General features: G+C 36.4%; 12 protein-coding genes. 3 read left to right on the top strand and 9 right to left on the bottom strand.

Annotated elements, in window-relative coordinates; translation table 11 throughout:
• Positions 1-37 precede the first annotated feature (37 nt).
• Positions 38-2317: a beta-N-acetylhexosaminidase gene (locus tag AC1RNE_RS22340; RefSeq protein ID WP_492804326.1), complete on the top strand. Its 2280-nt coding sequence runs from the start codon at positions 38-40 to the stop codon at positions 2315-2317.
• Between the two features lie 73 nt (positions 2318-2390).
• Entirely contained in the window at positions 2391-3194 is an 804-nt protein-coding gene (locus AC1RNE_RS22335; protein WP_492804325.1) for an alpha/beta fold hydrolase, read from the top strand.
• Positions 3195-3321: 127 nt separating this feature from the next.
• On the opposite strand, the gene AC1RNE_RS22330 is transcribed toward AC1RNE_RS22335, so the two are convergent.
• From AC1RNE_RS22330 to AC1RNE_RS22310, 5 genes are all read right to left on the bottom strand, one after another.
• Positions 3322-4593 (bottom strand): T9SS type A sorting domain-containing protein, encoded by a 1272-nt coding sequence (locus AC1RNE_RS22330; protein WP_492804324.1) that lies wholly within the window; start codon positions 4591-4593, stop codon positions 3322-3324.
• Between the two features lie 345 nt (positions 4594-4938).
• On the bottom strand, positions 4939-5823 hold the full coding sequence (locus AC1RNE_RS22325; RefSeq protein WP_492804323.1) for an AraC family transcriptional regulator: 885 nt from the start codon (positions 5821-5823) through the stop codon (positions 4939-4941).
• A gap of 183 nt (positions 5824-6006) precedes the next feature.
• Positions 6007-6624 (bottom strand): 3-keto-disaccharide hydrolase, encoded by a 618-nt coding sequence (locus AC1RNE_RS22320; RefSeq protein WP_492804322.1) that lies wholly within the window; start codon positions 6622-6624, stop codon positions 6007-6009.
• Positions 6625-6705: 81 nt separating this feature from the next.
• On the bottom strand, positions 6706-8424 hold the full coding sequence (locus AC1RNE_RS22315) for a GMC oxidoreductase (protein WP_492804321.1): 1719 nt from the start codon (positions 8422-8424) through the stop codon (positions 6706-6708).
• Between the two features lie 94 nt (positions 8425-8518).
• The gene (locus AC1RNE_RS22310; protein WP_492804320.1) at positions 8519-9037 is read right to left on the bottom strand and encodes a gluconate 2-dehydrogenase subunit 3 family protein; all 519 of its coding nucleotides are present in this window, start codon (positions 9035-9037) and stop codon (positions 8519-8521) included.
• A gap of 242 nt (positions 9038-9279) precedes the next feature.
• Between AC1RNE_RS22310 and AC1RNE_RS22305 the strand changes: the two genes are divergently transcribed.
• Entirely contained in the window at positions 9280-10362 is a 1083-nt protein-coding gene (locus tag AC1RNE_RS22305; protein ID WP_492804319.1) for a Gfo/Idh/MocA family protein, read from the top strand.
• Here the strand turns inward: AC1RNE_RS22305 and AC1RNE_RS22300 are convergent.
• From AC1RNE_RS22300 to AC1RNE_RS22285, 4 genes are all read right to left on the bottom strand, one after another.
• Positions 10357-11190, bottom strand: a complete 834-nt coding sequence (locus tag AC1RNE_RS22300) for a beta-1,6-N-acetylglucosaminyltransferase (protein WP_492804318.1) — start codon at positions 11188-11190, stop codon at positions 10357-10359. The two genes, AC1RNE_RS22305 and AC1RNE_RS22300, sit on opposite strands and share 6 nt — an antisense overlap.
• Entirely contained in the window at positions 11190-12551 is a 1362-nt protein-coding gene (locus tag AC1RNE_RS22295; protein WP_492804316.1) for an oligosaccharide flippase family protein, read from the bottom strand. The genes AC1RNE_RS22300 and AC1RNE_RS22295 overlap by 1 nt, the downstream gene beginning before the upstream one ends.
• 80 nt (positions 12552-12631) lie before the next feature.
• Positions 12632-13837: a glycosyltransferase gene (locus AC1RNE_RS22290; protein ID WP_492804314.1), complete on the bottom strand. Its 1206-nt coding sequence runs from the start codon at positions 13835-13837 to the stop codon at positions 12632-12634.
• Between the two features lie 97 nt (positions 13838-13934).
• Positions 13935-15110, bottom strand: a complete 1176-nt coding sequence (locus AC1RNE_RS22285; RefSeq protein WP_492804312.1) for a glycosyltransferase family 2 protein — start codon at positions 15108-15110, stop codon at positions 13935-13937.
• Between the last annotated feature and the right edge of the window lies 1 nt (position 15111).

The raw sequence follows: 15111 nt of genomic DNA, 5'->3' as shown, positions 1-15111 counted from the left end.
ATTTTTCGTTTTCAATCCATCTCTTCTCATGTCAAAAATGAATAATTTTTTTAGTGTCATCTTATCCTTGATGTTTATTTTGGCATCAAATACCTCTTTTGCACAAAGCATTGCCATTATTCCCAAGCCCGTTTCTGTTGTTCTTAATAAAGAAATATTTCAGTTAAATAGGAATACAACCATTGTCAAACCATCGTCTTCGCTTGCAAAAAATAGTGATTTACTCCGCGAAGCACTTTCTTCATTAACACGTTATCAATTCTCACTTTCAAATCAAGCAAAAGGAAATTATATTAGCCTTAGTATTGATGCTAACAAGGTTTTAAAACAAGAAAGTTATCAACTGAATATTACTAAACAGGGTATTGAACTAATTGGACATGACGAAGCAGGTGTTTTTTATGGGATTCAAAGTTTAATTCAAATCGTTTATCAAGCTCAATCAAACGGTTTTAAATTAGCAGGCTGTCATATTAATGATTATCCAAGATTCGCCTATCGTGGTTTGCATTTAGATGTCGGTAGGAATTTATTCCCGTTATCTTTTCTGAAAAAATACATTGATTTGCTCGCCTTTTATAAAATCAATACCTTTCATTGGCACCTTACAGAAGACCAAGGTTGGCGAATTGAAATTAAAAAATACCCACGCTTACAAAGTGTTTCAGCGTATAGAGACGAAACCATCATTGGGCATAAAAAAGACTCTCCACATCGTTTTGACGGCAAAAAATATGGTGGTTTTTATACACAGGAAGAAGTGAAAGCATTGGTAAAATATGCTTCAGAGAAGTACGTTACCATCATTCCTGAAATAGAAATGCCTGGCCATGCAGTAGCAGCGTTAGCCGCTTATCCAAACTTAGGTTGTACAACAGGCTCTTATAAAACAGCTACTTTTTGGGGTGTTTTTGATGATGTTTATTGTGCTGGAAATGATAGTACATTTATTTTTCTGAAAAATGTATTAGATGAAATAATTCCTCTTTTCCCTTCAAAATACATTCATATTGGTGGAGATGAATGCCCTAAAACACGCTGGAAAGTTTGTCCTAAATGCCAAAGACGAATGATAGAAGAGCATCTAGCTGATGAGCATGAATTACAAAGCTATTTTATTAGAAAAATAGAAAAGTATGTCAATAGCAAAGGACGTGAAATAATTGGTTGGGATGAAATCTTAGAAGGAGGTTTGAGCCCCAAAGCTACGGTAATGAGTTGGAGAGGCGAAGCAGGAGGCATTGCAGCGGCAAAGCAAAAGCATGATGTGATTATGACACCTGAAAGTCACCTGTATTTAGATTATTATCAGTCACTACAAGCAAATGAGCCTACGGCAGCAGCGGGCTTCACACCACTTTCAAAAGTATATAGTTACGAACCTATTTCGGCTGAATTGAAACCCGAAGACGAGCAATATATCAAAGGGGTACAAGCAAATGTTTGGTCGGAATATATGCCGACAACTAAACAGGTAGAGTACATGGCTTTTCCCAGAGCATTGGCTTTATCAGAAATTGCTTGGACGAAAAAAGAACTTCGTAATTATGATAATTTTTTGCTTCGACTTCGTCATCATCGCGCTATTCTTCATCATAAAAAAGTAAACTTCTTCGACCGCTTTGAGGAAATTACGTATGATTTCTTGATGGATAATTCGGGCAATACTACTGTGCATTTAGCTACTACTTTACCTAATACTACTATTCACTATACGTTAGATGGTAAAATACCAACGATAAATGATAAGGTGTATAGTAAGCAAATAGTTATTAATAAAAGTGCACATTTGAAAGCCCAAATATTTGTGGGGAATAAACCTTATGGACAAGCATTTGAACAAGTATTTAGCTATCATAAAGCCATTGCTAAAAAGGTGACATTAGGCAATCAACCTAAAGCGGGCTATAACCCTACAATACCTTTCGGTTTAGTAAACGGATTGACTGGAAATAGTAGGTATAATAATACGCAATGGGTGGGCTTTAGTGGAGAAAATTTAGAAGCAATTGTTGATTTAGAAAGTGTTCAGTCAATTAGTCTGATAGGAATTAATATTTTGAAATATCATTGGCAAAGAATGTGGGAGCCGAATAAGTTAGTTTTTTCATTGTCGGAAGATGGCATTCATTATCAAGAAGTATACAGCACCTCTGATTTTCCTGCGAATGGAATTAATCAAATTCGAGCTAAAATAGCCACAAAGAAAGCTCGTTTCATAAAAGTACAAGCAGAAAATAAAGGTATTATTCCAACAGGAGAATATGGTGCTGGTGGGAAAGCTTGGTTGTTGGTTGATGAGATTTTTGTGGAGTAATATTGACAATATAACTAGAGCTGGAGTCGGATCAAAATAGCAAAATCAACGAAAATAATTAAACTATAATTTAATGAAAAGTCCTCAAAAAACATTCATTTTTTGTTTACTAATCCTTTTGTCTTTCAATGTAAAGGCTCAGAATTTCAAGTATTTAAAAGCTTCTGACGGACAACGCATTGCTTATGAAGATACTGGAAAAGGAAAGCCTGTCGTATTGCTACATGGTTTTATCAATACGGGTGCAAACTGGCGAAAAACATTGTTATATAAAGATTTGATAACAAAAGGCTTCCGTGTTATTGTCCCTGACCTTCGTGGAAATGGTGCTTCCGACAAGCCTCATGAGGATAAGTATTATCAAAATGATGCTGAAGTAAAAGATGTAATGGGCATTGTTTCAGCCTTGAAAATTAAAGATTATATCTTAGTCGGCTATTCAAGAGGGGCTATTGTAGCGGCTAAATTATTAACGAAAGATAAAAGAGTAAGCAAATCTGTTTTGGGGGGCGTAGGTCAGTACTTTACGAATCCTGAGTGGGACAGGAGAAAGATGTTTGCTGATGCCTTTAGTGGGAAAGCACATTTGCATCCTGAAACCCAAGGAGCTGTTGCTTATGCTAAATCAATTGGAGTGGATACGATAGCCTTAGGTTTTCTTCAAAAATATCAGCCTGTTACCTTGCCTTCCGAATTAATGAAGTACAAAAAACCTGTACTAATTATTTGTGGAGATGAGGATTTAGATAATGGAGACCCTAAAATACTACAAACATATTTCAAAAATGCTACCTTAAAATTAGTGAAAGGTAATCATAATGGAACTTACAGAACACAGCCTTTTTCGGATGAAATTATGAGCTTTTTAGTAGAATAAAGACATTTTCAATCTTAAAAGTATCGTTGTCAAACGAAGTGATAAACTAATAAAAGACATCTTCAAATTACTAAGGAAGATGTCTTTTGTTAGTTTATCGGATAGATGACTTTAATGCTTTTGTCAACTACTGTTCAATAACTACTTTTGTGGAAGCAACCCTATTACCACGAGTTGATTTAATGATATAGTTCCCGCCTTTTATATTTTCTAAATCTATTTCCAAAGTTCTATCACACGACTGAACAGTATATGATTTTTGACTGACGACAGTTCCTAACATCGAAACTACCTCAATTTGCACTTGTGCATTATCATCATTAGGGAGGGAAATAGTAGCTTTACTTTTTGCAGGATTTGGATAAAAATATGCTTCATCTTGTGTATCAACTGACTCATAATCAGTTGCCGCAACCCTAGCAAATGGATTACTCGCCGTCAGAGAAGCAGGGCGAACAGAAGTCTTTTGAATACTATAAGCATTATAAAACACAATATCTTGTGACCATTGGCTAACCCAACTGCCATATACGCCATTTGTCGTAATATCATGTGAACGAGCCGCTTGACAATCGCCATTTTTAACAACTCCCCATGACCAAGCCAGCCAGCCGATTTCATTTGTTTGGCAAATCTGCATGACATATTTATAATCAATGTTAGTATTACAATCCCATGCTTTTTGCTGTGGCCCTTCGCCAAAAATAAATGGCATATTATTGTTTTTAGCATAATTGACCATATCCAAAAACTTAGAATTTCCACCGTCTGTCCAATAGGTATGGGCTGAGAAAATGATTTTCTTCAAAGGGTCATAGTTCAATAATTCACTCCAAGTATCTTTTAACATTTGGATATTTTGACCACAACCACTTGCATCAATCATAATCGGAATCGTATACCCCGCATTGCGTAATTGTGTAATAGCACTTTTATAAGAACTTAAATACGTGGCTTTTGTCACATTGCCATCTCCTGCTTCATTAGCGATATTCAAGATAGTCCACTTCTTGAAATCCATCATGGCAGCTTTGACATCAGCTTTGAGCCAAAAATTTACACAAGTTTGTAGCTTGCTAAAATCACAAGTAGCATCATTAACGGTAACCACAGGAATAGCAGTACCTCTGGTAACACAGTTATAAATAGAGTTCTTGAGATCTGATACAGAGCCTGTCGTATTCCATGTAATGCGTATCATGTTTGCACCTGATTTTTTGATTTCAGGATAGGTGCCCCAGCCTGATTTATCAGCGGCATAAATGAACATTTCATTAACGCCTCTTGGAATTACCTTCTCATTATTCTGAGTGTATAAAAAACGACCTGTTAATTTCATTTGGGCATCAGCAATAAGCGACAGCCCTACAAAAAGGATTGTAAGTAGTGTTGTTTTCATAATTAATTTGAGAGTGAATGTTGGTATTATACAGCCGTAATTTTTCGGGATTCAACAGCGATTGATAAGTATATTATTTATTAAATAAATGATGAATGTCGAAAATTACATGACAATATTAATATTAAATAGAACTTTATCGCTAATGGTAAACCCTTGATTTTAAAATCAGGGGTTTACCATTAGTTAAAATGTATTAGCTTATAAATGACGTGTTTGGACAGAAAAGCACGACCATCTCTATGTGTTTCGCTATAGAAATACTAGTATAAATGCTTTATTTGACAATTAATTAGGAGAAAATAGGAGGGAGGAGATTAGTTATTTTGAAAAACGAATACAAGATTATTTTCCCTCATTATTATTAAAATAACGTTCAATGTATTCGCTTGGAGATTGAGTCGTAATGCGTTTAAATACCCTATTAAAATTTGTAATACTGTTGAAACCACAACTATAAGCCACATTCGCAATGGTTTCGTTGTTACTATTCGTTAATTTTTTACAGGCTTCATTGATTCTTACTTCGTTAAGAAACGACAAAAAAGTATGACGAGTATGTTTTTTGAAATACCTACAAAAGGCGTGGGGCGTCATGTGGGCTTTATTCGCCGCATCTTCAAGTGTGATAGGCTTTTCGTAGTCTTGCATGATAAAATTATAAATATTACTGATTCTTACACCTTCATTTTCGCTATAGTTCTGCGGTTGAGTGCTCATTGAAAGGGGTAAAAGGGAAGGAATTAATGCAATACTTTTAAGCAAATCAATAAAATATAGCATCTGGCTAACCCCAGTACTTTTTTTAATCAGTAGTATTTTATTAATTACTTCCACTACATTTTCTTGCGGAATTTTAAAACCATTGGAATGTTGCTGTAGAAAACGTTTTAGCAGGTTAATTTCTGGTAAGTCGAAAAATGAAGCTAATTGTCCGCTTGGATTAAAGAAAATAGCAGTAGCGACTACCTTCTTTTTACTTTTTGGATGAAAATACGATGCCTCACTTTTAAAAAGATGAGGTTGATTAGCGCCCAACCAATAGATTTCATTGGAACGAAATCGGTGCATATTATTATCAGCAATCAATGTACCTTCGCCTTGCTGTATCCACATAATCTGAATTTCCTGATGCCTGTGTAAATGGGGATAAAAATGAGGGAGAACGTCCTTTTGAACAATAATGGTTTTATCATGAGGCACTGGAATCGTAAATGGCAGGACTTTCATATTGATTGTGTTTGTTAATGAATTAGAAGGCATAATGTTCTAATTACATAAAAATAAAACATTGGCTTTATTTTAACAAACACAAGCGGAAATTATTCAAAATGATGTTAATATTCGAGTAGTCATTGCTAAGATACGCTAATTATCAGGCAACCAGTCATTACCTGATAATTAGCAGATTTACTATAAACTTTTCACTTTTATATTACGCCATTTTACCTTTATGCCACCACCGCTATGGATTTGGAGGGCAATAATACCTGCACGTCCTCCAATTTTATCATCATTCAGGGTAATCATTTCTTGTCCATTTACCCAAGTAGTTACTTGATTACCCACTACTTTTATTTTCATGGTATTCCATTCGCCCATTTTCAAGGCTTTGTCTTTATCATCTGTTGGTTTAATCAGCCATCCTCTACCATAAGACTCATAAATCCCACCAGTCCAACGTCCTGGAGGAGCTACTTCTGCTTGCCAACCTGTAATTTTTGTACCTTCAATGCTTGAGTGAAAAAAGACACCACTATTGCCGTCTGCTTCTTGCTTAAACTGAAGACTTAATTCAAAATCCTGAAAGCTTTGTTCTGTGCCTAGATAGCCATATTCTTTGTCTGGTCCACTTTCACAAATTAACTCACCCTTTTCAACATACCATTTTTCGGTACCGTAAATCTTCCAACCACTTAAATCTTTTTGATTGAAAAGGTTAACCCACTTACCTTTTTTAGGAGTTTGAGCCTGTGTAATAAAGCCTACTAACAAGCTTAGAATTATTAAATACGCATTGATTTTTTTCATGTTTATTATGTTAAAATGACTTAAAGCCATCGTTTATTGATTTATTTATCACTCCGCATTCCAAACTCAAAACTCCTCACTTTACAAGTTTCCTTTTCTCAATTCTTTTACGGCATAGTCTGCTGCACGGGCAGTAATGGCCATAAAAGTTAATGATGGATTCTGGGTTGACGTTGAGGTCATACAAGCACCATCCGTCACGAATACATTTTTACAAGTATGTAACTGATTCCATTTATTCAACAGAGATGTTTTAGGGTCTTTTCCCATGCGTACACCGCCCATTTCATGAATGTCTAGCCCAGGAGCTTTATTAGGCTTATCATGTGTTTGGATATTGATAAACCCTGCTTTGGTTAACATCTCAGACATCTCGTTATGAAAATCTACAATCATTTTTTCATCATTATCGTCATAAGCCACCGAAATTTTCAATTGAGGAATTCCCCAAGGGTCTACCAGATTGCTATCTAAAGCCACAAAATTACTTTCTTTAGGAATGGTTTCGCCCATCATGTGTGAGCCCACTCGCCAATTTCCGTATTGTTGTTCGTTTAAACTTGCTTTTAAAGATTCGCCTATGCCCGAAGTATCATTTGAGGTAATTCTGCTTGAACCAAACCCTGCGGCGTAGCCTCTTAAGAAATCTGTTTCTTGCTTGAAAACATTCCTAAAACGAGGGATATAACTACTGTTTGGGCGAATACCTTCTGTAGTAGTATTTAAAAAACCTTCGTACTCAGCCGTAATAGTGGTTCGGAAATTATGGAAAGCCATGTATTTACCCAACAAACCATTATCATTTCCTAAGCCATTCTGGAAGCGGTTGGATTTAGAATTTAGCAAAATCAAATTAGAATTCAACGTAGCCGCATTCACAAAGATGATTTTAGCATAATACTCTGTCATTTCCTTTGTATGAGCATCAATTACCCTCACGCCTGTAGCCTTGTTTTTCTTTTCATCAAAAATGATTGAATGTACTACTGAATCGGGCTTCAACGTCATTTTGCCAGTACGAGCCGCCCAAGGTAGGGTAGAAGAGTTACTACTGAAATATCCGCCATAAGGACACCCACGTTGACATAAGGAACGGTTTTGACATTGACCTCTACCTTGCTGTAAATGAATAGGTTTTGGTTTGGTAAGGTGCGCACATCGCCCAATAATTACAGGGCGAGTATTATTATAATGTTTGGCTGTTTGTTCGCTAAAGTGTTTTTCTACACAAGACATCTCGTGAGGTGGTAAAAACTCACCATCTGGCAAACTCGCTAAACCATCTTTATTGCCTGAAATCCCTGCAAATTTTTCGACATAACTATACCAAGGGGCAATGTCTGCATAACGAATAGGCCAATCTACTGCAAAGCCATCACGAGCAGGCCCATCAAAATCATGTTCCGACCAGCGTTGTGTACCTCTTGCCCACATTAAAGATTTTCCACCTACTTGATAACCCCGAATCCAGTCGAAAGGCTTTTCTTGTACATACGGGTGTTCAGCATCTTTTACGAAAAAATGAGCAGCATCTTCATTGAAAGCATAACATCTACTGACAACAGGATTGGCATCTTTAAGGGCTTTGGGCAACTGACCAAGGTGTTCAAACTCCCAAGGGTTCATCATCGTGGTAGGATAGTCGGTAACGTGCTTTACGTCACGGCCACGCTCCAATACTAAGGTTCTTAATCCTTTTCCTGTTAGTTCTTTTGCCGCCCAACCACCACTAATGCCCGAGCCAATCACGATGGCATCAAACGTACGGTCTTTTATAGCGTTAATATTTAAATATGACATCTTATGATACATTTAGTAATTGAGTAAATGAGTGAGTTGTGAATTGACCTCACCCTAAAATTTTAGGCCGAAGCTGATGACCGACGACTGAAGGCTATCTAGGAATCGGTACACAGCCGTGATAATAACCAGGAGCCATGTTAAATTTCAATTGATTTACCATGTAATATTCTGAATTGGTGTAGCCCTGAATGGTCAATCGTTTAATCATGTCTGCGAATTGCTTTGCTACAGGATTAGCCTCAGTATTCATTTTAAGCAAGACATTGGTACGTTGATTGACGTTGCTTTCCAGAAAAGTCTTATTATTTATTTGTTGAGAAAGCTCGTTAACTAGCACAAGACCCTGTTTGAGGGTATTCTGTGCTACTTCGCCATAGCAATCATTAATCATGCGCATGGCAAACTGATGTACTTTTAATGATTTTGCACCGGGGGTATTTGTTTCTGGAATGATGGTCTCTACAATCTCAGCTAGAAGAGCTTCATCATTGATGGCTAACGTAGAAAATTGTCCGATACTTTGGCTCGTCCAACCCGAAGCCCAAGTAGGTAAACTTACCAAGCCACCTATAGCCATCGATAAGTTTTTAATTGCAGAGCGTCTTTTCATTACATTTAAAGGTTTGTTAATATTAAATCTACACAAATCTATATTTTTTAATCTGTATACCTTACAGTGTTTTGACCTGTATTGTAATATATTGCCGATTGTTTATTTAAAATTAATCATTTTATCGATTAAAAATAGAAAAATGGATACAAATAACATATTTGTGACTAAAACAGGATAATTATTATCTTTGAAGTAATTAGTTTTGGTAATCATTATCTCAATTTTAACATTTAAACTTCATGACACTTCAAAAACAATCTATCAAAGTCCTCGTAGTGGGTTGCGGTAATATGGGAGCTTCTCATGCTATTGCATATCAACATACAGAAGGCTTTGAAATTTGCGGAATCGTTTCTACTGGAAAAAGTAAAGAGGTACTCAACGAACGTTTGGGTGGGGGCTATCCGCTTTTTAGTGATTACGCTGAAGCACTAGTCGCTACAAAGCCTGATGCTGTTTGTATTTCTACTTATCCAGATACACACGAAGCATTTGCAATGATGGCTTTAGAAGCGGATTGTCATGTATTTATCGAAAAGCCTCTGGCGGATACGGTAGAAGGAGCGAAAAGAGTAGCTGATTTCGCGGCTGAGAAAGGAAAAAAAGTAGCAGTAGGGTATATCTTAAGACATCATCCATCTTGGGAAAAATTTGTAGAAATTGCTCAAGAAATGGGAAAACCTTTGGTTATGCGCATGAACTTGAATCAGCAAAGTCATGGCGTGATGTGGAATGTACACCGTAACCTGATGAAAAGCTTAAGCCCGATTGTAGACTGTGGGGTGCATTATATCGATGTGATGTGCCAAATGACACGCTCGAAACCAATACAAGTAAATGCGATTGGCGCACGGTTGACAGACGATATCCCTGAAGGAAATTATAACTATGGACAATTACAAATTCGTTTTGAGGATGGTTCTGTAGGTTGGTACGAGGCTGGCTGGGGACCAATGATGAGCGAAACAGCATTTTTTATTAAAGATGTTATCGGCCCAAAAGGTTGTGTATCTATTGTAGCGAAAGAAGCTGGCGGAACTGGTAAGTCAGACAATGTAGATTCACATACCAAAACGGAATCTTTAAGAGTCCATTATTCAGATATTAATTCCGAAAATGCGTTTGTAAAAGGAGATGAATGGATTAACCTTACTGATGAGCCAGACCATCAGGAATTGTGTAATCGTGAACAACGTTTTTTCTTAAAAGCAATTCAAGAAAATATGGATTTGACAGACCATCTGGAAGACGCAGTAAACAGTCTTCGCATTGCTTTTGCTTGTGATGAATCTGTAAGAACGGGCTTACCTGTGATGTTATAGTAAATCTAGTTTATCCAAAATTGTTGCATCAACGGATTCGTTGAACTTACGAGCAAAGAGTTTTCCTGAGTCTATTAAGGTTGGTAAATCGCCGATAGTAAATGTTTTTGGACTAGATTGTCCTTCCGACCAATCTATATAGCGAAGATTATCATTTACCATATCTTTTTGGTAAATAGAATTATAAAGGAGTGTCTGAAATACGAATTCATCACTTCCCCATGTAAGTTCAAAGAAACGTCTTACATGCTTATTTTGTGCTAAATAATCTACAATATACTTAGCATGTGTTTGAGTAATAGCAAACCATTGAGAACGCCCAACAGGAATCAAATTGTTGGGCATTTTTCTTTTAGGCAAAACCATATTAAGGTATTTTTCTACGGTATGTTTTCGCCAAAAATTATAATTAGTTAAATGATATCTTGTTACCCTTTGTATTGCCTCGTGCCATTCTTTTTCAAAGATTAGCGTCTCCATAAAAGCCTTGCCCGGATTTTGCTCAAAGTATTGGTGTATCTCAGTCGTGGCTTTCAAAGGATAGTCTTGCCCACTTAGCAGATTAATATAATCATATTGTTTTCCAGACTGCAATATTTCTTCCATACTATTTACCGTTGCTTGTACGATACTGTACGCGCCCCAATAAACACTTTCACGTTTTTTGACAAGGGTTACATGGTCATTAGCCAAAGCAAGAAATGGAGTAATATCTGTTTTAAAATCTATATGGATATAAAAATCTGCATCTGGATGAGCCAGACGATTTACTAATCTTTGTAATTGCAAAGGATTTGCATGAGCTAAAATCAAATGGGCAATCTTCATTATCCAACTGTTTTGTTTTTGAATACGTACTCTTGCAATATCATTCTAATCTCGATGAATCCCGTTTTAAAGAAGCCAAATAATGTAAAATCTAGGTATTTTCTTAACCAATAATATCCAAATGCTACACCCGATAAAAATGTAAATAAAGTGGCTAAACCTACCCCGACGATATTTCCGAAAATATAAATACCGATGTAGTCAAAAGAAACATTTATTGCAAGCATTACTAATACTTTATAAAAGTTAATCTTGGGTTGATGGATAATATCCAAGGTAATGCCCAAAAACCTATCTATAGGGAAAAATAGTGCAAACGACATTAAAATACGATAAACAACGACAGCATTTGTACCAGAATATTGTTTACCCCCTAACAATGTAATCGCAAAATCGGCAAATACAATTGCCACGACCGATACAGGGAATAATGCTAACGTAAGCGTTCCAGCATACTTTTGCATGATTTCTACTACTTCTATTTTATTTCCTCTATTGAATGCCCCTGACATAGATGGCATGGCTGTTGACAAAAAGCTTCTTAAAGGAATTTCTATGATTTCCATCAAACGCATCGGAACAGTGTACATCGTTACAGCGGCTGGCCCTGCTGCTCCTAAAACCGACATAATAATAAAAGTATCCGAGCTTCTAAGTAAGTTTGTGCTAATAGTAGTTCCTACGCTGTATTTACCAAAATGGAATAGCTCCATGATACTCTCTTTTGTTCTTTTGCTTAACGTACTAAGGCGTGTCCATCCTCTAAAAATACAATATAAGCTTACAATGCCAGAGCTCAATGCGTTAATAATTAATAACATATCAAGGCTTAGCTTCATAAAAAAGATAACAAGTAAAACCATGATAATAAATGCTCCTTGCGTGATAAAACGCAATAATAAAAGCCTATCAAAGCGTTCATCCGACTGCGAAATCCAAGAGGCAATTGCAGAAGGTAAAGTAAATAAGAACGTAATACCAAACCATTTGATGATACTAATAATGCCAATATTATTACTATCAATAAGAGGTAAAAATAATGCAGCTATAATATTTACGCCTACAAGCGTTCCAGTAATCAATAAACTCAAAAACCAAACAGACCCCAATACTGTATCAGCTCTGCTTTTTTCAGCACCAGTATAGAACTTTATCATGGCAATCTGTAAGAAACCAACCCTAAAAGTATCCAGTAAAACAAATACTGACTGAAAGAAAAACCAATAACCAATTTCCCCAGGAAGCATATTACGGAGTAATATACTCACGGTTAGCATTGCCAAAACAGACATTGAACCATTGCCCAGAAGAGATAAGAAATGTTTGTTTTTTAGTTTTAAGATGATATTTTGAATGTTCATATGTGGTAGTAAATATGTTTTGCTGAAAAGTCGGTGTTTGTTTTTGAATAAAAACAGGAATATGTATGTTGATTTTTTATCTAATCCTTCAGCAATTGTTCTTCTACTGAATAAATCTGTGTTACACAAGCTTCCCAAGTATGGCTTTTTGCACAGACAATGGCGGCTTTTCGTGCTTCTTCGCTTTGTGGCAATAAAGCTTTACTAATGGCTTTATTATAACCTTCTACTCCCAGAGCCAGCTCTACATGAGGTAAAAACATTTTCATCGCTGGTGTTTCTGTTGCTACGGTTGGTTTGCCCATGGCCAAGTATTCATCTATTTTCCTTGGGTAATTTCCAATCGTCAAAGCATTTACCAATTGAGGGTTCATACACACATCCAAGTACTGCATATAGGAAGGCAATTGACTTGAATCTTTAGAACCTAAGAAATGTACATTCTTAATTTTGTGTAAACGGCTTTGTTGAAACATAATTTCTTCTGGGCCGATTAATACTATTTGCCAAGTAGGGTTGGCATCTGCTATGTTTTCAAGCAATTTAATGTCTAATCTTTCGCCAGTTAGAAAACCTACATAGCCAATTCTAGGATGAGGAATATTGGCCAAATCCGTAGGCTCGGTATAAGTAAAGTCTGCTTGGTAAATATCTGTTTCACATCCTTGACCAATATCTAAACTAAGTGGATTATGCTTTCTGGCATAGTCTGCTAAGTATGCTGAATTGGCAAAAACAGCATCTGCTAATGCAACTGTTTCAGGTTCAAGCCTAGTGCCATGATATTTAAAATAGGGATGTTCAACCAAATTATCTCTGATATAGTAAAAACTCAATAATGGTTGGAGATATTTTTTAGTAAAAAGGCCAGTAAATATTTGGCTATCATTTAGGACAACAACTTTGTCATGATGCCATCCTAATTTTTTAAGGGCACTTTTCAGGCTTTTAAAAAAGCCTTTACCATTGCGTTCATTTAAGAAATTATAAAGACTTATATTTTTCAGCTTATTGACAGAATAACTAACAGTAGAAGGCGTATGAACCCATAAGTTCTCGCCGACTTTGACCGTATCTTCCCCAAAACCCAGTGAGATTTTTAATCGCTGTTTTTCATGGGCAGTTTTTGTTTGAGTCAGGAGCGTCTTGATGCCCATTGCTGGATTGACATACAACACAGGCTTAGACTTGCTAAACTCCACTGCCAAATTTCTGGCATTACTTCCCAAGTCTAATGCCCATTCTTGTTGTGCAATGATGATATATGCTTCAACTTTTTCTGACATTTTTTCTGTTTTTAGTTTTTAAACCTTGTATAAAGCCCCATGTGAGGCAAATAATGGCTGGTATGGCAATGATTCCCCAAGGCATATCTTTAACTGTTTAATGCTCACTATCTCCGTGAGGCGTATGGATAAATTGCTTGCGTGCTTTACCGATTTTCATCATGGCTTTCATCATAGAAATTATCGCTCCAGGTATTTGTAAAAATGCCATCAAAAGTTGTTTGTTATACCATCTCGTAGGAATCCCTAATAATAGCGAAATAGCAAAGAGAATGAATAAGCCTATGCTATAATTTAGGTATCTTGAGGAAACAATAAAAGAAACTGCCAACCAAAGTAACATAACTGCTACAAGCATTACCCTCGGGAATATCAATGTTTGAAAGGCCTTGTTGAAGAAGGCTATATTTCCTTTAAAAAGCTGTACCCAACCTTCTACAAAATACTTCTCTAAAACTTCTATTTGCATGGCAAACCATCTACTGCGTTGTTGAACGAATACGTCAGATTTAGCTACTTTTTCATCATATACATATTGTCCGTCCAAGAAAGCTATTTGCTTACCTTGTCTGGCAATTCTAAATTCTAATTCTTTGTCTTCACCCGAAGTATCGCCAATATCTTGTATAAAATCGACAAACAATTTCCAGTCAAATGCCATGCCGCTACCAATCAATGCGGAAGGTAAGCCTACTGCCACATGACCACGACGGAAAAAGTTGTTATTCATTTCTTCTGTACAAGCATCCAATAAGGCAAAAGGAGTTTGAAGGTTTTTAGCCGTTCTATGTCCCTGTACTACTTCGTAACCTTGCTCAAAAGCGTCGTTTACGGCATGCAGAAATCCTTGCGCCATGTGGTTATCCGCATCAAGGATCAATAAGATATCAACTGGGTCGTGGATGGTGGCTTCAATAGCTTTTTGTAGGGCTTTTCCTTTGGTGCTTTTCTCAAAGCTTACTTCTATTACTTTGATGGGTAAAGAACGAAGAGTATTGAGGGTACTTTCGCTGAATGAGTCTGCAATGATTACGACTTCAAATAAATCTGCTGGATAGTCTTGTTTAATGGCTTCACGCGCTGTAGCAATGATAACAGCATCCTCTTTATAACCAGGAATGAAAATGCGAATTTTTCTGAGTTTACTGGCTTTTGGAAAATGGGTTTTCTTCGCGAAAGTTCCTGCTAATGCAAAAAAGAGCAAGTAAAATATCTGAATAGATAAGTAAACAAGGATGATTAATTGGATGGCGTTACCTATTTGCTGTATCATT

This window comes from Arcicella sp. GW822-FHT02H01, assembly GCF_058802005.1.
The sequence above is the reverse complement of the archived record's forward strand: the minus strand, read 5'-3'. Positions and strand labels throughout refer to the sequence as shown.

What these genes read in the sequence shown, in the direction of transcription:
- AC1RNE_RS22340 (WP_492804326.1), top strand. Translation starts at nt 38, where the DNA reads ATGAATAATTTTTTTAGTGTCATCTTATCCTTGATGTTTATTTTGGCA.
- AC1RNE_RS22335 (WP_492804325.1), top strand. Translation starts at nt 2,391, where the DNA reads ATGAAAAGTCCTCAAAAAACATTCATTTTTTGTTTACTAATCCTTTTG.
- AC1RNE_RS22330 (WP_492804324.1), bottom strand. Translation starts at nt 4,593, where the DNA reads ATGAAAACAACACTACTTACAATCCTTTTTGTAGGGCTGTCGCTTATT.
- AC1RNE_RS22325 (WP_492804323.1), bottom strand. Translation starts at nt 5,823, where the DNA reads ATGAAAGTCCTGCCATTTACGATTCCAGTGCCTCATGATAAAACCATT.
- AC1RNE_RS22320 (WP_492804322.1), bottom strand. Translation starts at nt 6,624, where the DNA reads ATGAAAAAAATCAATGCGTATTTAATAATTCTAAGCTTGTTAGTAGGC.
- AC1RNE_RS22315 (WP_492804321.1), bottom strand. Translation starts at nt 8,424, where the DNA reads ATGTCATATTTAAATATTAACGCTATAAAAGACCGTACGTTTGATGCC.
- AC1RNE_RS22310 (WP_492804320.1), bottom strand. Translation starts at nt 9,037, where the DNA reads ATGAAAAGACGCTCTGCAATTAAAAACTTATCGATGGCTATAGGTGGC.
- AC1RNE_RS22305 (WP_492804319.1), top strand. Translation starts at nt 9,280, where the DNA reads ATGACACTTCAAAAACAATCTATCAAAGTCCTCGTAGTGGGTTGCGGT.
- AC1RNE_RS22300 (WP_492804318.1), bottom strand. Translation starts at nt 11,190, where the DNA reads ATGAAGATTGCCCATTTGATTTTAGCTCATGCAAATCCTTTGCAATTA.
- AC1RNE_RS22295 (WP_492804316.1), bottom strand. Translation starts at nt 12,551, where the DNA reads ATGAACATTCAAAATATCATCTTAAAACTAAAAAACAAACATTTCTTA.
- AC1RNE_RS22290 (WP_492804314.1), bottom strand. Translation starts at nt 13,837, where the DNA reads ATGTCAGAAAAAGTTGAAGCATATATCATCATTGCACAACAAGAATGG.
- AC1RNE_RS22285 (WP_492804312.1), bottom strand. Translation starts at nt 15,110, where the DNA reads ATGATACAGCAAATAGGTAACGCCATCCAATTAATCATCCTTGTTTAC.